The sequence below is a fragment of the Streptomyces sp. NPDC051219 genome (genome assembly GCF_040682335.1).
GTDB lineage: Bacteria > Actinomycetota > Actinomycetes > Streptomycetales > Streptomycetaceae > Streptomyces.
Genome location: NZ_JBFBAS010000029.1, coordinates 43,530 through 59,859, shown reverse-complemented (window position 1 = coordinate 59,859; position 16,330 = coordinate 43,530). Strand labels below are relative to the sequence as shown.

Below are 16,330 nucleotides of genomic sequence, written 5' to 3'. Positions count from 1 at the left end.
GGCGACGGCGCCGCGCACCGGCTGCGCGCACGGTGGCGCACGAGGCGTGGAGTGCGGATTCGGTGTCCTCGATGGCGGCTGCCATCAGCACGATCGCGCCCCGATACTCGGTTGTCCACGCGACGCAGTCGCGTAGCCACGAAACGAGAGCATCTTCGGGCGAGCTGGACGTTTCGAGGGCGCCTGCCTTAGCGGTCAGCTCGTCGAAGCTCGTGCGGAGCAGGGCATCGAGCAGCGCCTCGCGCGTCGGGAAGCGACGCAGCAGCGTCGCGAGCCCGACATCAGCCCTGCGACGTCTTGTCGCGCAGTGACACATCGACGCCTTGCTCGGTGATGGCGGTGCCCGCTACTGCGAGCAGGTGGTCGCGGTTCTTCCTGGCGTCGGCCCGCATCTGTCCCTCTTGACTTCCGGATCAGTGGTCCATATATTCGGATCAGTGGTCCAGAAAAACGGACCATTGGTCCAGGCCGGACCACAACGGACGAGCCACCCCCTCCGGCCGTCACGCCGTCCGCCGCAGCAGTCGGGGGCAACGAGGCGCCCCGGCTGCGACCACCACCTGTTGAACCGGTGACGCATTGGGCGTAATCCACCGACGTCAAGAAACAAGGACATCCCCATGGATCTGAAGCTCGAAATGGTCGTGCTGCCCGTCTCCGACATCGACCGGGCCAAGGCCTTCTACGAGAAGGCCGGATTCCGCCTCGACGTCGACTACAAGGCCAGCGAGGACGTCCGGGTCGTGCACTTCACGCCGCCCGGCTCCGAGTGCTCGATCATCTTCGGCGAGGGGATGACCCCCATCACGCCCGGCTCGTTCCAGGGCCTGTACCTCATCGTCTCCGACATCGAGGAGGCCCGCGCGGAGCTCACCGGCCGCGGCATCGAGGTCAGCGAGATCTTCCACGACGCAGGCGGCCACTTCCACGGCCACGAGGGCGGAGACGTCACCCACCGCCGCCCCGGCCAGGAGCGACTGGCCGGCCTGCACCCCGAGCGCGCCTCCTACGCCTCCTTCGCCACCTTCAGCGACCCGGACGGCAACGGCTGGGTCCTCCAGGAGATCACACAGCGCCACCCCGGCCGCTGACAACCCACAAGCCACCATCCAGGGGCCGCAACGGGCCGTGCCCAGCCCGGACGGCAGCCAGTCCGGACCAGCACCTCTCGCGGTCCGGACCGAAGACCGGCACCGGATCGCCGGGCGAGCGCAAGAGTGGGTGCTCTCCGCCGCCCGGCGGTCCGGCTGCCACGGGGCCCGCGCCGACCGCCGCGGCCGTCCCATCCCGTGACTGCCCCTCGACGCCGTGCGGTGCGGCGGCCCAGGGGCCGTCCGGCGGCGGGCAACGGCGAACGCGGCCGCCGGAGAGTCCGGCCGAGTCACGCAAGCAATGAGGAACGAAACAGTGAGGAACACAGCAGTGATGAACGAGACAGCCCGTACCTACGACGTGATCGTGATCGGTGGCGGTCCGGTCGGCGAGAACGTGGCCGAACGCGCCCGCGCCGCAGGGCTCAGCACCGTGATCATCGAGCGCGAACTCCTCGGCGGCGAGTGCTCGTTCTGGGCCTGCGACCCGAGCAAGGCGCTGCTGCGGCCGGTGGTGGCACGCGCGGACGCGAGCCGCGTACCCGGACTCGACCCGGCCGTCGCCGGCCCGCTGGACGTCGAGGCGGTCCTCGCGCACCGCGACAGGATGTCCTCGTACTGGAAGGACGAGGACCAGGTCGACTGGCTCAACTCAGTCAACGTCGACCTCATACGCGGCCACGGCCGGCTCACCGGCCCCAAGCAGGTGGCCGTGCAGACACCCGAGGGCGACACCATCGCCCTGACCGCCCGGCACGCCGTCGCCGTCTCCACCGGCACCCGCGCCGCCCTGCCCCCCATCCCCGGATACGACACCGTCCGCCCCTGGACCAGCCGCGAGGCCACCACCGCCACCAAGGTGCCCGGCCGCCTCGCCGTCGTCGGCGGCGGTGTCGTCGCCGTCGAGATGGCCACCGCCTGGCAGGCCCTCGGCTCCCAGGTCACCATGCTCGTCCTCGAGAACGGTCTTCTCGAGCGGATGGAGCCGTTCGCCGGCGAACTGGTCGCGGACGGACTGCGCGAAGCCGGCGTCGACATCCGCTTCAACACCACCGTCACCTCCATGGCCCGCGAGGACGGCGAGGTCCGGATCACGCTCTCCGACGGCGGGCAGCTGGCCGCGGACGAGATCCTGCTGGCGACCGGCCGAGCCCCGCAGACCCGCGACATCGGCCTGGAGAGCGTCGGCCTCACCCCCGGCGACTGGCTGACCGTCGACGACACCTTCCGTGTCACCGGCGTCGACGGCGGCTGGCTCTACGCCGTCGGCGACGTCAACCGCCGCGCCCTGATGACGCATCAGGGCAAGTACCAGGCCCGGATCGCCGGCACCGTCATCGGCGCCCGCGCCAAGAAAGAGCCCATCGACGACGCCCCCTGGGGCGCCCACGTCGCCACCGCCGACCACACCGCCGTCCCCCAAGTCGTCTTCACCACCCCCGAAATCGCCTCCGTCGGCCTGACCACCCGCGAGATCGAACAGAGCGGCCGCCGCATCAAGGTCGTCGACTACAACCTCGCCCACGTCGCCGGCGCCCACCAGTACGGCGAGGACTACCGCGGCCACGCCCGCATGCTCATCGACACCGACCGCAACACCGTGGTGGGCGTCACCTTCGCCGGCCCCGGCGTCGGGGAACTCGTCCACTCGGCCACCATCGCGGTCGCCGGCGAGGTGCCCCTCGACCGGCTCTGGCACGCCGTCCCCGCCTTCCCCACCCTCGGCGAAGTCTGGCTGCGACTGCTGGAGACCCACCGAGGCTGAACGCGCTCCTGCCGGCATGCGGGTCGGGCCGTGCTCTCCGCCGGGTGACTCGGTCGTCCGCGGTTAAGAAGCGGTCCTCCAACCCCGGTTGGTCGGCGGTGACTTGCTTGCGGGCGAGGTTCGCACCGCTGCCGGCGGTCCGGCAGCGGTGCTCGGGGCGCAAGAGCTGGATGACCACAGAGTGCCGTGCGGAATCCTCTTCACCGGCGTCCGGTGTCCGGCCGGCCTGTTGGGGCAGGGTGCGCCGAGGACTGGCGAGGTCGTGTGCCCACAGTGCCGCTGCGATGCGACGCAGAACAGGGGGCGTGGCCGTAGGTGGGCCGCTACTGAACTTGATCGGGTGATGTCGGGCTGTACCTCGGACAGCGCGCAGGTGGCTTCGGTAGTCCTGGTGCGGTGAGATATTCGCAGGGTGGCGGCTTGACCGACGCCGAGAGGGCTGCGCGGGAGCGAATCGGCTCCAAGCCGTGGCTTGCTTCCAGGGCGGGGAGAAGAACCGGGAGATCGCTGCCGCGTTGCGGGTCTCGGAGCGGTCGGTGGAACGCTGGCGACGCCAGTGGCGCGAGGACGGCCACGCCGGGGTGGCCTTGAAGGGGTCACCAGGCCGACCCCGACTGTCCGACGCGCAGAGGGCCAGGCTGGAGCGAGAGTTGGAGCGCGGCCCGCTGGCACACGGGTGGACCGATCAGCGGTGGACCCTGGCCCGGGTGAAGACGCTGATCGGCCGGTTGTTCCACGTCTCATACGCGGTGGAGGGCACGTGGCGGTTGCTGCGACGGAACGGCTGGTCGTGGCAGCAGCCCGCCCGGCGGGCGATCGAGCGTGACGACGATGCAGTGGAGCTGTGGAAGCGGGAGGTGTGGCCGCGGGTAAGAGCACCGCGGCGGCGAACGGAGCCTGGGTGGTCTTCGAAGACGAGGCCGGCCAGTCGATGACGCCGCCGCGTGCCAGGACCTGGGGCCGCAGGGGCAGCACCCCGGTCGTCCGGGTCCGCGGACGGGGATCGGGCCGGGTGTCGATGGCGGGCATGACCTGCTACAAGTCCGGTCAGCGGTCCCGTCTGATCTACGCGATCCGCGAGTGCCGGGGCCGCAAGGACGAACCGAAGGGCTTCGGCTGGAAGGACTACCGCGATCTGGCCCTCCGCGCCCATGCGCAGCTCGGCGGTCCGATCGCGCTGGTGTGGGACAACCCGCGCATGCACCTGGTCGCGCCACTGCGGGAGTTCTTCGAGGCCAACGCCCACTGGCTCACCGTGTTCCAGTTACCGACGTGCGCTCCGGACCTCAACCCGCAGGAGGGTATCTGGTCCCTGGTCAAACGCGACATCGGCAACCTTGCCGCCGCTGACCTCGGCCAGGTCACCCGCGCCGTGAAGCGCAAGCTCAACATGCTGCAGTACCGGCCGGAGGTGATCGACGGCTGCCTGGCGGGCACCGGCCTGACCCTGTCGGCGTGATCGTCAGAAGATGCCGAAGAAGCGATGCCACCAACTGGGCCGCTGAACGTGCCAGGGCAGCTGGCTCGGCCCGTCGTAGTCGAGCTCCAACAGCTCCTCGGCAAACACCACATAGCCGAGCTCGACCAACGCTCGATTGACCTTGGCAAGGTCAGCGCTGTCCAGCTCGCCCTCGGCCTGGGCGTCCTCCGTCCCAAGGAAGGCGCCGGGGTTGTCCGCGCAGACCAGAGCCAGCGAGCCGAACTTGCTCACACAGACGACGATCCGGGTTCCGCATACGGTCGCGTCCCCGGGGACGACGACGCGTCCGTACTCGCTGGAGTCCTGAGTGTCCTGCTCAGCCGTGCAGCGAGCTGCGAAGTCACCTTCGAGCCGGGTCACCAGACCGCCGAAGAGGGCTGCGATCTCACCGCGGTTGTAGTGCTGCGGCCACTCCAACCACTCCGGATCGTCGAGCTCGCGCAGCAACGCCAGCAGATCCGCTTCACTCTCGGTCATGTCCTCATCCTGACGCGACAGCCACACGCGGAGCGGCTCGGGGTACCACCACGCTCACCGTGCCCCGACAACACCCATTCAAGTTCAAGTAGCAGCAGCGTGTGTGGGTCCAGCATGATCATCGACCGCTACGATCTCGATCTGATTCGGCCTGCACCGAAGAACGACATTCCGGAAGGATCGCCGCAGCCTGCCATGGTCTACCGCATACACTTCACGGTTCAGGATCTCGCCCGAACTCGTGTGGCCGAGGGGCCGATGCCGCTGCACGAACTGGAACTTGCGGCGCGGGCCGTACAGAGCCGCAGCCAGTCGGCACGATTCGGTGCCTGGCGGCATCGCGCCCGCGCTCAGCTGTCTGCCATTCGCATGGCCCTCTCACTCATGCCTGCGGTGGGGTCTTCGCCAGCTTTCTTCAGCCCCGCCAAGGTGGGCCCGGTAGAAGAGCTCCTGGACCAGGTGCGCAGCACGCCTGGCGAACGTGTCAGGAGGAATCTGCTGGAAGTCGCACCTCATCGTCCTTCCTTACCTGAGTGGGCTCACCGGCTGGCGGACGATGCATCTCTGTTTGCCGAGCTCTGCACGGGGCTTGGGCACCTGCACGCATGCCTGCTCGCGCCGTACTGGGCTCAGTTCACGGAACAGCTCGCAGTCGACCGGGCTCTGCGACTGCAGCAATTGCTCACCGGCGGCGTCGAGTATCTGCTGACCCAGGTCAACCCGCTGTGGATGCGGTGGAACCCGCCCATTCTCGAGATCCGGATGTTGAGCGGAGCCGATCGCGACCTTCATCTGGAAGGTCAGGGCTTCCTACTCGTTCCGTCGATGTTCTGCGATCGCGCCATCGTCACCCGGGGCCGGCCCGCAGCCGTCAGTTATCCCGCATACCCGAACCAGCAGCGTCCCCTTGAGCTCACGATCCCTGCTTCCACGCCGGGCCAGGACCGATCCCCCGCTGTGTCCAGCCTCCTGGGCCGCACTCGCACCGCGGTGCTCACCACCATCGCAGAGCACCAAGGCTGTACGACCAAGGAACTGGCCGCTCGGGCAGGAATCGCGCCCGCGAGCGCGAGCGAGCATGCCACCGTTCTCCGCGAAGCCGGCCTGGCCCGTTCACTGCGCCACCGGAATTCCGTGCTTCACACCCTTACCCCTCTCGGCCTAGCGGTCCTCAATGCCCGACAGGAAGGCTGAGACCCTCTCGGGTACGGCGAGGTGCCTCCTCCCCTCGCCGTTTCGCTTGAGGGCGGCCATCTGCCGGGCAGTGAGGTCTTCCTGTCCTTGACCGGTGAGCCTTGCGGAGGCGCAACCAGACCGAAGCTCGGAACACCATGCGCAACCGAGCCCTCTGCGGCCCGGGCTCCTTCGGGGTGCCCTTCAGCAGGGCCGGTGCCAGCGCGGCTGTACCTCGGGGCTTCCCTCCGGACGTGTGGAGAGACGCCGAGCAATGCTCAAGACCTGTGAATCGAGCTTGAGGAGCACGCGAAGGGCGTACCTGCTGCACGACTTGGCCGGCCATGCGAGTGAATGGGACGTGTGTTGGCACGGTGCTCCAGCTCCCGGTATCGGGTCGTCGCGGTCGACCAGCGCAGGTCGATTAGGCCGGCGTCGCGGGCGTGAGTGATGTCGGCAACCGACCCCGCCCGCGCCTCACCGCAGAACAACAATCGTCCACGCTCATCGGTGAGGACGAGGGCTTTCAACGCGTTGATGCGGCTCTTGCCGGACACGAACCGGCTGCGTCCACCACGGTGCGCGGACAGCCGGCGGACCTTGATCTCGGTGGCGTCCATCAACGCGGTCCGCCCGGTGGCACCGAGATGAGCGGCAGTGCTCCCCTCTCCCCCGTTATGTTTTCCGCGGCCCCGCAAGGGGGCCGCTGGCCTCCGGGCCCGGCATGACTGTGTCCCCCTGTCGGATGGATGACCTGGGGGGGTGGTGTCACCGGGCCCGGGAGGTGCCGTCGGAGACGCTGATGAGAGGTCCGGCCACCGCCCGGTTCGGCGCAACGCCGGCCAGCTCGCGGGCGACAGGTCTGCATAACGTGGATGCGCGCGTACGACACCACTGCCGAGGCCGGCACGTTCAACTCCCCGGGAAGGGTGCGATGTTCGACACCGAAGACGTGGGCGTGTTCCTCGGCCTGGACGTCGGCAAGAGTGCTCACCACGGCCACGGGCTCACCCCCCGCGAAGTTCGGCACGGTCCTCGTCATCGTGGACCAGCCCGCCTCCATCGGCGCCCTCCCGCTGACCGTCGCACGCAACGCAGGCTGCAAGGTCGCCTACCTGCCCGGACTGGCGATGCGCCGGATCGCCGACCTCTACCCCGGCGAGGCAAAGACCGACGCCAAGGACGCCGCGGTGATCGCGGACGCCGCACGCACCATGCCCCACACCCTGCGCTCGCTGGAGCTGACCGACGAGATCACCGCCGAGCTGACGGTGCTCGTCGGCTTCGATCAGGACCTCGCGGCCGAGGCCACCCGCACCTCCAACCGGATACGCGGCCTGCTCACCCAGTTCCACCCCAGCCTGGAACGCGTCCTCGGCCCACGCCTGGACCATCCGGCGGTGACCTGGCTGCTCGAACGCCACGGCTCCCCGGCCGCCCTGCGGAAAGCCGGACGCCGCAGACTGGTCGAGCTGATCCGGCCCAAGGCCCCGCGCATGGCCACCCGGCTCATCGACGACATCTTCGACGCCCTCGACGAACAGACCGTCGTGGTCCCCGGAACCGGCACCCTCGACACAGTCGTCCCCTCCCTTGCCTCGGTTCACGAACAGCGCCGGGCCCTGGAAACCCAGATCAAGACCCTGCTGCCCGCAGGCCGCTGCGAAGTCCGGGGCACCGCCCAGTCCCACGAGCGCGTCATGCACCCCGGTCTGCAGCCAGTCGGCCTGGTTGTCGTCAGCCTCGGCAACCGCGAGAGCGATAAGCCTTATGGCGGCCACCGTCCCCACCCGGGCCAGGGCCTCTGCCGTCTGCCGGGTCACCGCCGTGTCCTCGACGTCCAGCAGCAGCCCCACCAGCGTTTCCGCAGCCTCAGGAACATCAGCGAAGGAAGCAAGGTCACGCCCGGCACGAACACGTTGCGTCCACGAAGGAGACGACGCCTCGCCAAAGCCTCCTCCAACCCACTCGTCATCTCTGGCACGACCAGACAGTCTCATGCCCCACAGAGAAGATCGAACCCCGGGCAGAAGCTGCCCACACGCTTGACGAAGAACATAGAGGCACCCCCCCACGCGGCACGGCCGACCGCCTGATCGGTCGGGACCGCGACCTTCAGCGGATCCGTGACCTTCTCGGCCTCGGAGCCGGAGGCGGAGCGCTTCTGCTGTCGGGAGAAGCGGGCGTCGGGAAGACGGCAGTGCTGGACGCCCTCGCCGAGGCGGCCCAGGCAGAGGGAACCCGGGTTCTGCGCGCTGTCGGTGTGGAGTTCGAGGCGAACTGCAGCTACTCGGGTCTCAATCAGATCCTGTTCCCCTTCCAGGACGCGCTCGGCGAACTGGAGACGCCCTTCCGTGACGCCCTGGGCGTCGCGCTCGGTTTCGAAAGCGGCTCACCGCCGGAACGGCTCATGGTCCCCAATGCCTTCCTGCTCCTACTGCGCACGCTCGCAGCCGGTGACCCGCTTCTGCTCGTCATCGACGACCTGCCCTGGCTCGATCGGGCAAGTGCTGCCGTACTGGGTTTCGTCGCGCGACGGGCGGCCGGCATCCGCGTGAGCTTTCTCGCCGCATCGCGTTCCGGTTCGCGGAGCCTGCACGACACCGGTGTCCTGCCCGAAGTCTGGCTGCAGCCGCTGGACGAAGCGTCGGCGGACCACCTGGTCAGTACGAGGTTCCCGGACCTGGTCGCCAGTGCCCGTCAGCGCCTGCTGACCGTGGCGCATGGCAACCCACTGGCTCTGCTGGAGCTGCCGTCCGCGCTGTCCGCGGAGCGGGGCCCGGCCCTCGGCGAAGTCCCCGCCGTGCTGCCGCTCAGCCAGCGCCTGGAGGCAGTGTTCGGCTCCCGGATTACGAGTCTGCCGCAGCCGTCGCAGCGTCTTCTGCTGCTGGCCGCACTGGAAGGTGACGGCGATCTTGGGGTGCTGCAGGCGGCCTCGCGGCAGGCGAACGACGGATACGAGCTGGACGACCTGGCACCTGCCGAACGTGACCAACTGGTCCACATCGACGAAGAAGCGCGACGGCTGAGGTTTCGTCACCCCCTCATCCGCGTGGCAGTGGTGGAGAACTCCACCAGCGGCGAACGGCGTGCGGTGCACGCCGCGCTCGCCCACGTCCTGGTGGATCAGCCCGAACGACGGGCCTGGCACCTGGGCGAGGCAACCCTGGAACCGGACGAGAACGTGGCCGCCCTGCTGGAGCACGCGGCGCGGATCACATTGCGCCGCGGTGACGCCGTGGGCGGCATGCGTACGTTCATCCGGTCTGCAGACCTCACCCCGCCCGGCCCCGACCGCGCCCGCCGACTCGCGGAGGCGGCCTACGTCGGCGCCGAATCCACCGGAGCGCTGCCCAGCGCCCAAAAGCTCCTGGACGACGCCAGGCACACGGCTCGGGATCCGAAGCCCCGTTCGAAGGCGCTTCGGCATGGGCGCGGTTCGAAACCGCGCAGAGTCGGTTCTACGCGGCACAGGAGCGATTTCACCAGGAAACCAGGCAGGGCCAGAAGGAGCAGGCAGCCTGCGACAAGGCGCAGGCGTCGGGTCGGCCAGGCGCACGAGGCGTACAAAGCCGCCAGCCGCCGGCGTCAGGCTCTCGAGCAGAGCTTCCTTCGCAGCAGTGGGACCTACCGCAAGGCCCGGAAGCAGCGCGACGCGCAGCGGAAGTTCAGTGCGGCGAGGGAGCGGCCAGGATCGGCGCCCCTTCAGCGTCGAAGAGGCAACACGGCGGCTGAAGGAGACAGAAAACCAGCTTCAGGTGGTAGCCGCTCGGGCCTTGGCAGAGGAGCTAGGGAAGCAGACCGACCTCCAGCGAGGTCTCGGCAGGGGGCTGCGGAGCAGCAGCTCGCCGCAGCGAAGAGACGGCTTTCAAATCGGCAGGCCACCCAGCGTAAGGACAGAGAGGCTTTCAAGGCGGCGCGGGAGGAGCAGGAAGCAGCGTTCAAGGCACTACCGACCCAACACAGCGGCGCCAGGCCGCTGTACGGATGTTCCGCGCCAAACACAGCCGGGTGTGGTGAGCGAGCCGCAGATGTGTGCGCTGTTCGCGCTCGGCATGCATCCAGAACGCCGAGGCGATCGCGGCCCGGGAGCCGGCCCGGGGCGCCTGGCTGAAGCGGGCCATGAAAGCGGCCAGGCTCGGGCCGGCCGTGCCGCAACTGCCGGAACGCTCACCCCTGGCAAGGAGATCGAGCAGGTCCTGCAGGAGGCCGCCGAGCGGTTGTGCCGCCGCGTTCGCACGTTCGAAGGCCGGGCAGTCGCCTCAGGTACGCACCTGCCTGTGCACGGGCTGAGGGTCGGGGTGCCCGCGCGGGGCCGCTCGTTTGGCGACGATGCGCATGGCGATGAACGCCGCGGCGTAGAGCAGGGCGATGAGGAGTAGCAATGCCTGGTAGCCGGTGAGGAGCGCGAGGTATTCGAGAGTGCCGCCGGTCAGGGCGCCGAGCAGGTTCGCTCCGAAGGCTGCCGTGGGATCGGGGGCGTCTGCCAGGCGGTCGGAGAAGATGAGGTTGGCGCAGAAAATCGGCGCGAACGCCAGGGCGATGGCAGCGGCGAGCCGTTGCGCGAAGGGCAGCGAGAGGACAAGGTCCGCCGGGACGAGCCAGGCGAGGGCCAGGGCGGCGAAGAGGACGACTTGCATGAAAGGCTGGTTGAGCCGGCGCATGCGGCGGCGGACTTCCACGCCCGCCAGGACGGCGAGAAGGACCCCGATGAAAACGAGGGCGTTGACCAGCCAGGTGGTGCCGAAGTAGAGGGCGAACCCGATGACGTTCTTCGTCTCGAGCAGCATGAACGCCGCGCCGAGCAGGAACATGTCGAGGTATCGGACCGTGCGCCGGATGCGGACTCCGGCCAGGCGTACCGACAGGAGTGTCACGAGCACAATCGCGGCGAGTGCGCCCAGGTAGAGACCGGGAATGGTCCGATGCAGCAGGTAGGGGAACGGGTGGTCGTCGGTGGCCGCCGCCGGCACGGGACCGCTTCGGTGCCAAATCTTCGCGCAGGACTGGTCCGCCGCCGTTTCGCCGGCCAGCAGGACGGCCGCCTTGTTGCCGCCGTACTGCGTCATGCAGGGCGTGTGCCCGAACACCGTGGTGAGATTTCCGGCGAAGCGGTCGATCAGCCAGTGCTGCCGGTAGTAGTTGTACATGGTGAACGCGCCGTGCGGGGCGAGGTGCTCGTGCGCCGATTCGAATGCCTGCCGGGTGAACAGATAGCTCTCCAGCCGCAGATTGTTCGCCCCGGACACCAGGGTCAGTGAGTCCGGCAGTGCCATGACGATCAGGTCGTAGCGCAGATGCGTCTGCTCGAGGAACGCCCTGCCGTCGTTGATGTGCACGTGCACCCGGGGGTCGTCGTAGGGCTTGGCGGGGTGCAGCCGTGCGCCGGCCTGCTGCAGCTTCGGATCGATCTCGACGGCATCCACCCGCTGTGCCCCGTGGGCCAGGGCGACGGCGACATCGTTGCCGTTACCCGCTCCGATGATGAGCACACGGCGGTGAGGGTTGCGCGGCGTCTGCCGATACGGCTGGGCATAGGGCGAACCAGGCCGCATCAAGACCTTCATCGGCGCGATGCTCTGGTGCGGGACGCCGTTGGCGGAAATCTTGTACGCCCGCGTGCCAGAAGCCGCACGCGTGACCTCGAGTTTGTAATACGGCGACCACCACACGCCCGGCCCCAGCGACTCCAGCAGCAAGGCCGTCACCATCGCCGCCAGCGGGACGGTGTAGCGGAAAAGGTTACGGCGCCCGCCGAGAACGAGCAGCGCCGCGGCGGCGATGACTCCCCACACCACCGACGGAGCGCTCAGCCAGGACAGCACGGCGAACGCCACCGAACCGCTCAGAGCGCCGACGAGGTCGTACCGGTAGGCCTCCAGCGACGGCAGCCGGCGGAACAGGTCCGCGGTGATTTTCCCGATCGCCGCCATCACGACCGCCACCAGCAGGAACAGCGCGGGCAGGGTCACCCACTCGGGCAGACCTGTGGTCCTCACCGCGGTGAAGTAGATGACCTCTGCACTGGTCTGCTGCACCTGGACCGGGAACCCCCGCACCAGCACCACCAGCACAGCCAGCGGAAGAGGCGCCCAGCGTTTCAGCCACTGCCCACGACCAGCCGGAATCAAAAATCCCAGCCCGATACCGAGAAAGGAACCGAGGAGAATAAAATTCGAGAAGTAACTCAGATGGACGATATTGGCACCCGTCCACCGGATCAGCGCCAGTTCCACGAACAGCATGGTCGCGCTGGCCAGGAGTAGTTTCCCGCGTGTTCCCAACCCGCCGGTGCGGTATGCCATGGCGGCACGTTGCCACTTCCCACCCACCGAGTCGAGCACCCGGCGTGCGGTCGACGGCTACATTTTCCCGCCGCCCCGCCGCCCCGCCGTCCCGCCGTCCCGCCGGCAGCCCGGCCCACTACGCGCTGCCGGCGCAAACCTCACCCGCACCGGACACGTCTGGCGTGTGCACGCCCACGTGCACACCGGCCGCCGGCACTGGCTCCGCTTCACCGTGCGCCCGCCCGACGCGAGAGCCGGGCCCCTCAGCCTGCCCCAGCCCCGAAAAGACCGCACCAACAATCCATCAGCGAACTGACGGTGACTCATGAACGATCGAGGCTGCAGTTCTCTGGCGATCTCGCGGGTGCCGTGTCCCTGGGCTAGCAGGGCATGGACGGTCGCATGCCGCTCTCGGATGCCGGTTTCGATGGGCGACATCGCCGTCGTGGCACCCACGCTGTCGTCATCGTTCGTCGGGCCATCAGGGCTGGTGACAGCCATCTGGCGGCATTTGCTGTGGAGTCGGATGCTGGCTTCGACGGCGGTGCCGACGTTCTGCCAGAGGTGGAACCGGTCGGCCACCTGGACCGCGTTTGGGGCACCGGTGCGGGCGCCCACGGCGTAGGAACCGGCCCGGTCACGGCAGATGATCTCGGCGCCGGGATCTTCGTGTAGGCCAGCCTGCCAGTGTGGCGGCGTCCCGGCCGGGCAGCAGGTCGAGAGGCTGGCTGGTATCGCAGTCAATGAGGACAGTCCCGTAATGCTGCCCGCGGCGGGTCGCGCCAGTTCCTCCGCGGCCAGCGGCGACGACGGCAGGCCGAAGGCGGCCGCTATCGCCCGCACCAAGCGGTCGTCGTCGTCATAGTGATGGTCGAAGCAGTCGTGCCCGTCCTAGTCCTCCATACCGCAGTACGCGGCCGGTCCTATCAGCCCGGCATTCAGCAGCTCGGCCGACAGGCAGTCCGGGTTGTCCCCCACCCGCTGGCCCAGATCCTCGAAACTGAAGTGCAGCACGCACCGGCCGTCCCGGTAGCGGGACCAGCTGCCAGTGGGCCTGTTCACCGCATAGCCTCCCGCCGAAGAGCGCGATGAGTTTTCGCCAGTCGCGCGGTCTCCACTGGGCCGGGGCGGCAAGCGTCTCGGGGCTGAGGAAGGGCAGTGCACCGTGAGGTTGATTGTGCAGGAGTTCCTGTCGCTGGACAGCGTGGCGCAGGGTCCTGGGTCCCCGGAGGAGGACACCAGCGACGGGTTCACCCGGGGAGGCTGGCTCGTGCCGCATCTGGACGACGAGTTCATGCGGATCGTCACGGGCTGGCTCGACGAGGTGGACGCGTTCCTGTTCGGGCGCCGCACCTATGACAACTTCGCGCGTGACTGGCCGGAGATGAACGACCCGGACGACCCGATCGCCGCCAAGCTGAACGGCCTGCCGAAGTACGTGGCCTCGCACAGCCTGGCCAAGGCCGACTGGGAGCCGACCACGATCCTCTCCGGGGACGCGCCGGCCCAGGTCGCCGAGTTGAAGCAGCAACCCGGGCGGGAGCTGCAGATCCACGGAAGTGCCCGCCTCGGCGCGTCGCTGCTGGCAGCCGGACTGGTCGACGAGTTGCGGCTGATGATCGCGCCGGTGGTCGTGGGCAGTGGCCGGCGGCTGTTCCCGGACAACGGCGCTCCGGCCGGGCTGCGGTTGCTGCGCAACGAGACGACACCGAGTGGAGTCACGGCCCAGGTCTACGAGCCGACAGGACTGCCCAAATACGGGACCTACGAGGCCGGCGCGCACTCCTGAGCTCGTGTTCTGTGGGTCTCGGGTTTCAGCTTGAGCCGGTCTCTGAGGCGGCCGGTGCCGGCTGGGAGAGCGTGAACAGGCCGGGTTCGGGTTCGGCGAGATGCCGCGGTTGACCAGGCGTTTAGCTTGGCGCGCATGCCTTCGGTGTGCCGCGGCTCGGTGCCGGTGCCGGGCGTGTGGCAGACGTCCTTGCGCGGAGTCCGTCGGTGTGCTGTTCGAAGAGGGCCAGGATCTCGCGGTAGCCGGGCGGCAGCGGCTCGGGCTGTGGGGCGCCGTTCTCGGCGGTCAGTTCCAGGATGGTCTCCCGGGCAATTTCCAGGCGTTGAAGGGTCTTCTCAACGGCGGTGAGTTGCTCGGTGAGCCGGGCGATCTGCTCACGCAGCCGCTCGGCGGTCTCCTGCACCAGCCGCTGTCGGGTCTCGATCTTGTCCAGGAGCTGTCTCACCGGGAGCTCCCGCTCGCCTGGGGGCATCGGCGCCAGGTCGAGGCGTTGGTGCGGGTGAGGCGGCGGAGCATGACGTCGCTCATGGACTAGTGGACCATCGCCACCGAGCTGGCCGGCCGCCTCTCGTAGTCCCGCACGAGTCTGCGGTGGAGCATGAGGGTGCCGAACGTCTGCTCCACCACCCATCTCTTCGGCTCCGGGGCGAACCCCCGCCTGCCGGGCTCATGCTGGACGATCTCCACGTCGATGCCGAGGCGGGCGCCGTGCTCGACCACGGCCTGCTTGAACCCCGAGTCCACCCAGCCCTTCGTCACCGTGGGCGCGGTGGCGGCGACCTTGTCCAGCAGAGCGATCCCGATCGCGTTGTCGTACACGCTCGCGGCGGTCACGACCACGGCGATGATCAGGCCGAGCACGTCGGTGGCGATGCCCCGCTTGCGGCCCGGGCTCTTCTTGCCCGGATCCAGTCCGGTTGTGTCCTTCGGCGCGTTCGCCGAGGCCCGCACCGTCTGCGAGTCCAGGACGACGGCGGTGGGGTCCTCGCGCCGCCGGCGCACCTCGCGGACCTGCCAGCGCAGCAGGTCGTGGATGGTCTCGGCGGTGCCGTCGTCGCGCCACAGGGCGAAGTGATAATACACCGCGCTCTTCGGCGGCAGGTCGTGCGGCAGATAGCGCCACTGACAGCCGGTACGGCCCTGGTAAAGGATCGCGTTGACGATTACGCACATCTCGTACTGGCCCGCGTGCCCGCTGACCGACCTCCTGTTACCCGAAGTGGCCCGACAGGTTCACGGCGTGCACGGCGAGCGCCGGCCCGGAGCCTACCGCCCGCCGGCACGGCGGTACCGCAGTGCGCATGTGTTGTCCGACGCCGGGAAAGCTCGCGCACGCTCTGGCCATCGGTGCTGCCGCTGTCAAGCGTGGGCCGGGACGAATGGTGATCGTTGCTAGTCTCGGATGTCCGGGAACGCCGGATGCTGGGTGGCGGGGGATCGATGGATGCTGCGGAGAAGCCGTTCTTGCTGGTCGTCGAGGATGTCTTCTGTCTGAACCAGGGCAGGGTGGTCCGGGCGACTGGCCGGATCGAGCGCGGGCGGGTCTGCACGGCCGACGACGTGGAGATCGTTGGTTTCGGCGGCGGTGCGATCACCCGCGTCACCGGTATCGACGGGTGCGAGCTACGCGTCGAGGAGGCGGTTGCGGGCATGAACGTGGGGCTACTGCTTCCGGGTGCAGCGGCGGGAGCGGTTAAACGGGGGCAGGTGCTTGCAGCACCGGGCTCGATCGGCGCTCACGTCGCCTTCAGTGCGGACGTCGCACTGCTGCCGGAGGATCAGGGCGGTGCGGAGGTGCGCACTGGTGAGGGCCTCGACTTCTACATACGCGCCGGAGCGGTGCGGGGCATCGTGACTTTGCCTCTCGGAATGGACGCGCTGCAGCCGCTTCACAAGGCCGCAGTGACAGTCACGCTCGAACGACCCGCCGCTCTTGAGGACGGCCAGTCTTTAATTGTCCGTCACCACGGTCGCGCCGCCGGCTCGGGGACCGGGACCCGGCTCCTGCCCTGAATCTCATGGGCGGAGCCACAGTCGTATCGCTGCGACAGTGACCGTGCCGTGCCGTGCCGTGCCGTGGAAGACTGGGTGCCGGTAAGAACCGTGTCACCGATCCTGCTGGCCAATTCCGTTGCTGGTCGGTTGTGACGCTCGTTGGCTGTGGCCGCAGATGCCGGAAGCGACCGGGCGGGCGGCAGCGTACGCCGAGTCGCACGGCCAACGCCTTCGGCGGAGTGATCAGCGGGCACCGTGGATGCCCCAGGTCTT

Annotated in this window: 14 protein-coding genes and 3 pseudogenes; 9 read left to right on the top strand and 8 right to left on the bottom strand. The window is 68.7% G+C overall.

Annotated elements, in window-relative coordinates:
- Positions 1 to 10: 10 nt before the first annotated feature.
- Positions 11 to 392, bottom strand: a pseudogene (locus tag AB0M62_RS26920) (TetR/AcrR family transcriptional regulator); the annotation flags it as partial.
- Between the two features lie 228 nt (positions 393 to 620).
- Between AB0M62_RS26920 and AB0M62_RS26915 the strand changes: the two are divergent.
- The 4 genes from AB0M62_RS26915 to AB0M62_RS26900 all read left to right on the top strand — a co-directional run bounded on the left by AB0M62_RS26915 (position 621) and on the right by AB0M62_RS26900 (position 4,315).
- On the top strand, positions 621 to 1,091 hold the full coding sequence (locus AB0M62_RS26915; protein WP_366076874.1) for a VOC family protein: 471 nt from the start codon (positions 621 to 623) through the stop codon (positions 1,089 to 1,091).
- 334 nt (positions 1,092 to 1,425) lie between these two features.
- Positions 1,426 to 2,856, top strand: coding sequence for an NAD(P)/FAD-dependent oxidoreductase (locus AB0M62_RS26910; RefSeq protein ID WP_366076873.1), 1,431 nt, complete (start codon positions 1,426 to 1,428; stop codon positions 2,854 to 2,856).
- A 467-nt stretch (positions 2,857 to 3,323) separates the two neighbouring features.
- Entirely contained in the window at positions 3,324 to 3,791 is a 468-nt protein-coding gene (locus tag AB0M62_RS26905) for a winged helix-turn-helix domain-containing protein (protein WP_366076871.1), read from the top strand.
- Positions 3,788 to 4,315 carry a transposase gene (locus tag AB0M62_RS26900; RefSeq protein ID WP_366076897.1) on the top strand — a complete coding sequence of 176 codons (528 nt, stop codon included), beginning with the start codon at positions 3,788 to 3,790 and terminating at the stop codon, positions 4,313 to 4,315. The genes AB0M62_RS26905 and AB0M62_RS26900 overlap by 4 nt, the downstream gene beginning before the upstream one ends.
- A 3-nt stretch (positions 4,316 to 4,318) precedes the next feature.
- Here the strand turns inward: AB0M62_RS26900 and AB0M62_RS26895 are convergent, their stop codons facing one another.
- A complete protein-coding gene (locus AB0M62_RS26895; RefSeq protein WP_366076870.1) occupies positions 4,319 to 4,813 on the bottom strand; it encodes a hypothetical protein in 495 nt (164 codons plus the stop codon).
- A 114-nt stretch (positions 4,814 to 4,927) separates the two neighbouring features.
- Between AB0M62_RS26895 and AB0M62_RS26890 the strand changes: the two genes are divergently transcribed.
- Positions 4,928 to 6,007, top strand: coding sequence for a winged helix-turn-helix domain-containing protein (locus AB0M62_RS26890; protein ID WP_366076869.1), 1,080 nt, complete (start codon positions 4,928 to 4,930; stop codon positions 6,005 to 6,007).
- Positions 6,008 to 6,264: 257 nt separating this feature from the next.
- Here AB0M62_RS26890 and AB0M62_RS26885 read toward each other — a convergent pair whose 3' ends face one another.
- Positions 6,265 to 6,606: a hypothetical protein gene (locus tag AB0M62_RS26885; RefSeq protein WP_366076868.1), complete on the bottom strand. Its 342-nt coding sequence runs from the start codon at positions 6,604 to 6,606 to the stop codon at positions 6,265 to 6,267.
- Positions 6,607 to 6,920: 314 nt separating this feature from the next.
- Between AB0M62_RS26885 and AB0M62_RS26880 the strand changes: the two are divergent.
- Positions 6,921 to 7,635, top strand: a pseudogene (locus AB0M62_RS26880) (IS110 family transposase); the annotation flags it as partial.
- A 155-nt stretch (positions 7,636 to 7,790) separates the two neighbouring features.
- Positions 7,791 to 10,100, top strand: coding sequence for an AAA family ATPase (locus AB0M62_RS26875; protein WP_366076896.1), 2,310 nt, complete (start codon positions 7,791 to 7,793; stop codon positions 10,098 to 10,100).
- A 148-nt stretch (positions 10,101 to 10,248) separates the two neighbouring features.
- Here the strand turns inward: AB0M62_RS26875 and AB0M62_RS26870 are convergent, their stop codons facing one another.
- The 3 genes from AB0M62_RS26870 to AB0M62_RS26860 form a co-directional block, all read right to left on the bottom strand.
- A complete protein-coding gene (locus AB0M62_RS26870; RefSeq protein WP_366076867.1) occupies positions 10,249 to 12,291 on the bottom strand; it encodes a spermidine synthase in 2,043 nt (680 codons plus the stop codon).
- Between the two features lie 57 nt (positions 12,292 to 12,348).
- Entirely contained in the window at positions 12,349 to 12,891 is a 543-nt protein-coding gene (locus AB0M62_RS26865; protein ID WP_366076895.1) for a hypothetical protein, read from the bottom strand.
- A gap of 273 nt (positions 12,892 to 13,164) precedes the next feature.
- A complete protein-coding gene (locus AB0M62_RS26860; RefSeq protein ID WP_366076866.1) occupies positions 13,165 to 13,335 on the bottom strand; it encodes a hypothetical protein in 171 nt (56 codons plus the stop codon).
- A gap of 103 nt (positions 13,336 to 13,438) precedes the next feature.
- On the opposite strand from AB0M62_RS26860, the gene AB0M62_RS26855 reads away from it, so the two are divergent.
- Entirely contained in the window at positions 13,439 to 14,062 is a 624-nt protein-coding gene (locus tag AB0M62_RS26855; RefSeq protein WP_366076865.1) for a dihydrofolate reductase family protein, read from the top strand.
- 121 nt (positions 14,063 to 14,183) lie between these two features.
- Here the strand turns inward: AB0M62_RS26855 and AB0M62_RS26850 are convergent, their stop codons facing one another.
- A complete protein-coding gene (locus tag AB0M62_RS26850; protein WP_366076864.1) occupies positions 14,184 to 14,507 on the bottom strand; it encodes a hypothetical protein in 324 nt (107 codons plus the stop codon).
- A pseudogene (locus AB0M62_RS26845) lies at positions 14,504 to 15,268 on the bottom strand (IS5 family transposase); the annotation flags it as partial. The gene AB0M62_RS26850 and the pseudogene AB0M62_RS26845, both read right to left, overlap by 4 nt.
- 234 nt (positions 15,269 to 15,502) lie before the next feature.
- On the opposite strand from AB0M62_RS26845, the gene AB0M62_RS26840 reads away from it, so the two are divergent.
- On the top strand, positions 15,503 to 16,075 hold the full coding sequence (locus AB0M62_RS26840) for an EF-Tu/IF-2/RF-3 family GTPase (RefSeq protein ID WP_366076863.1): 573 nt from the start codon (positions 15,503 to 15,505) through the stop codon (positions 16,073 to 16,075).
- The last annotated feature ends 255 nt before the right edge of the window (positions 16,076 to 16,330 follow it).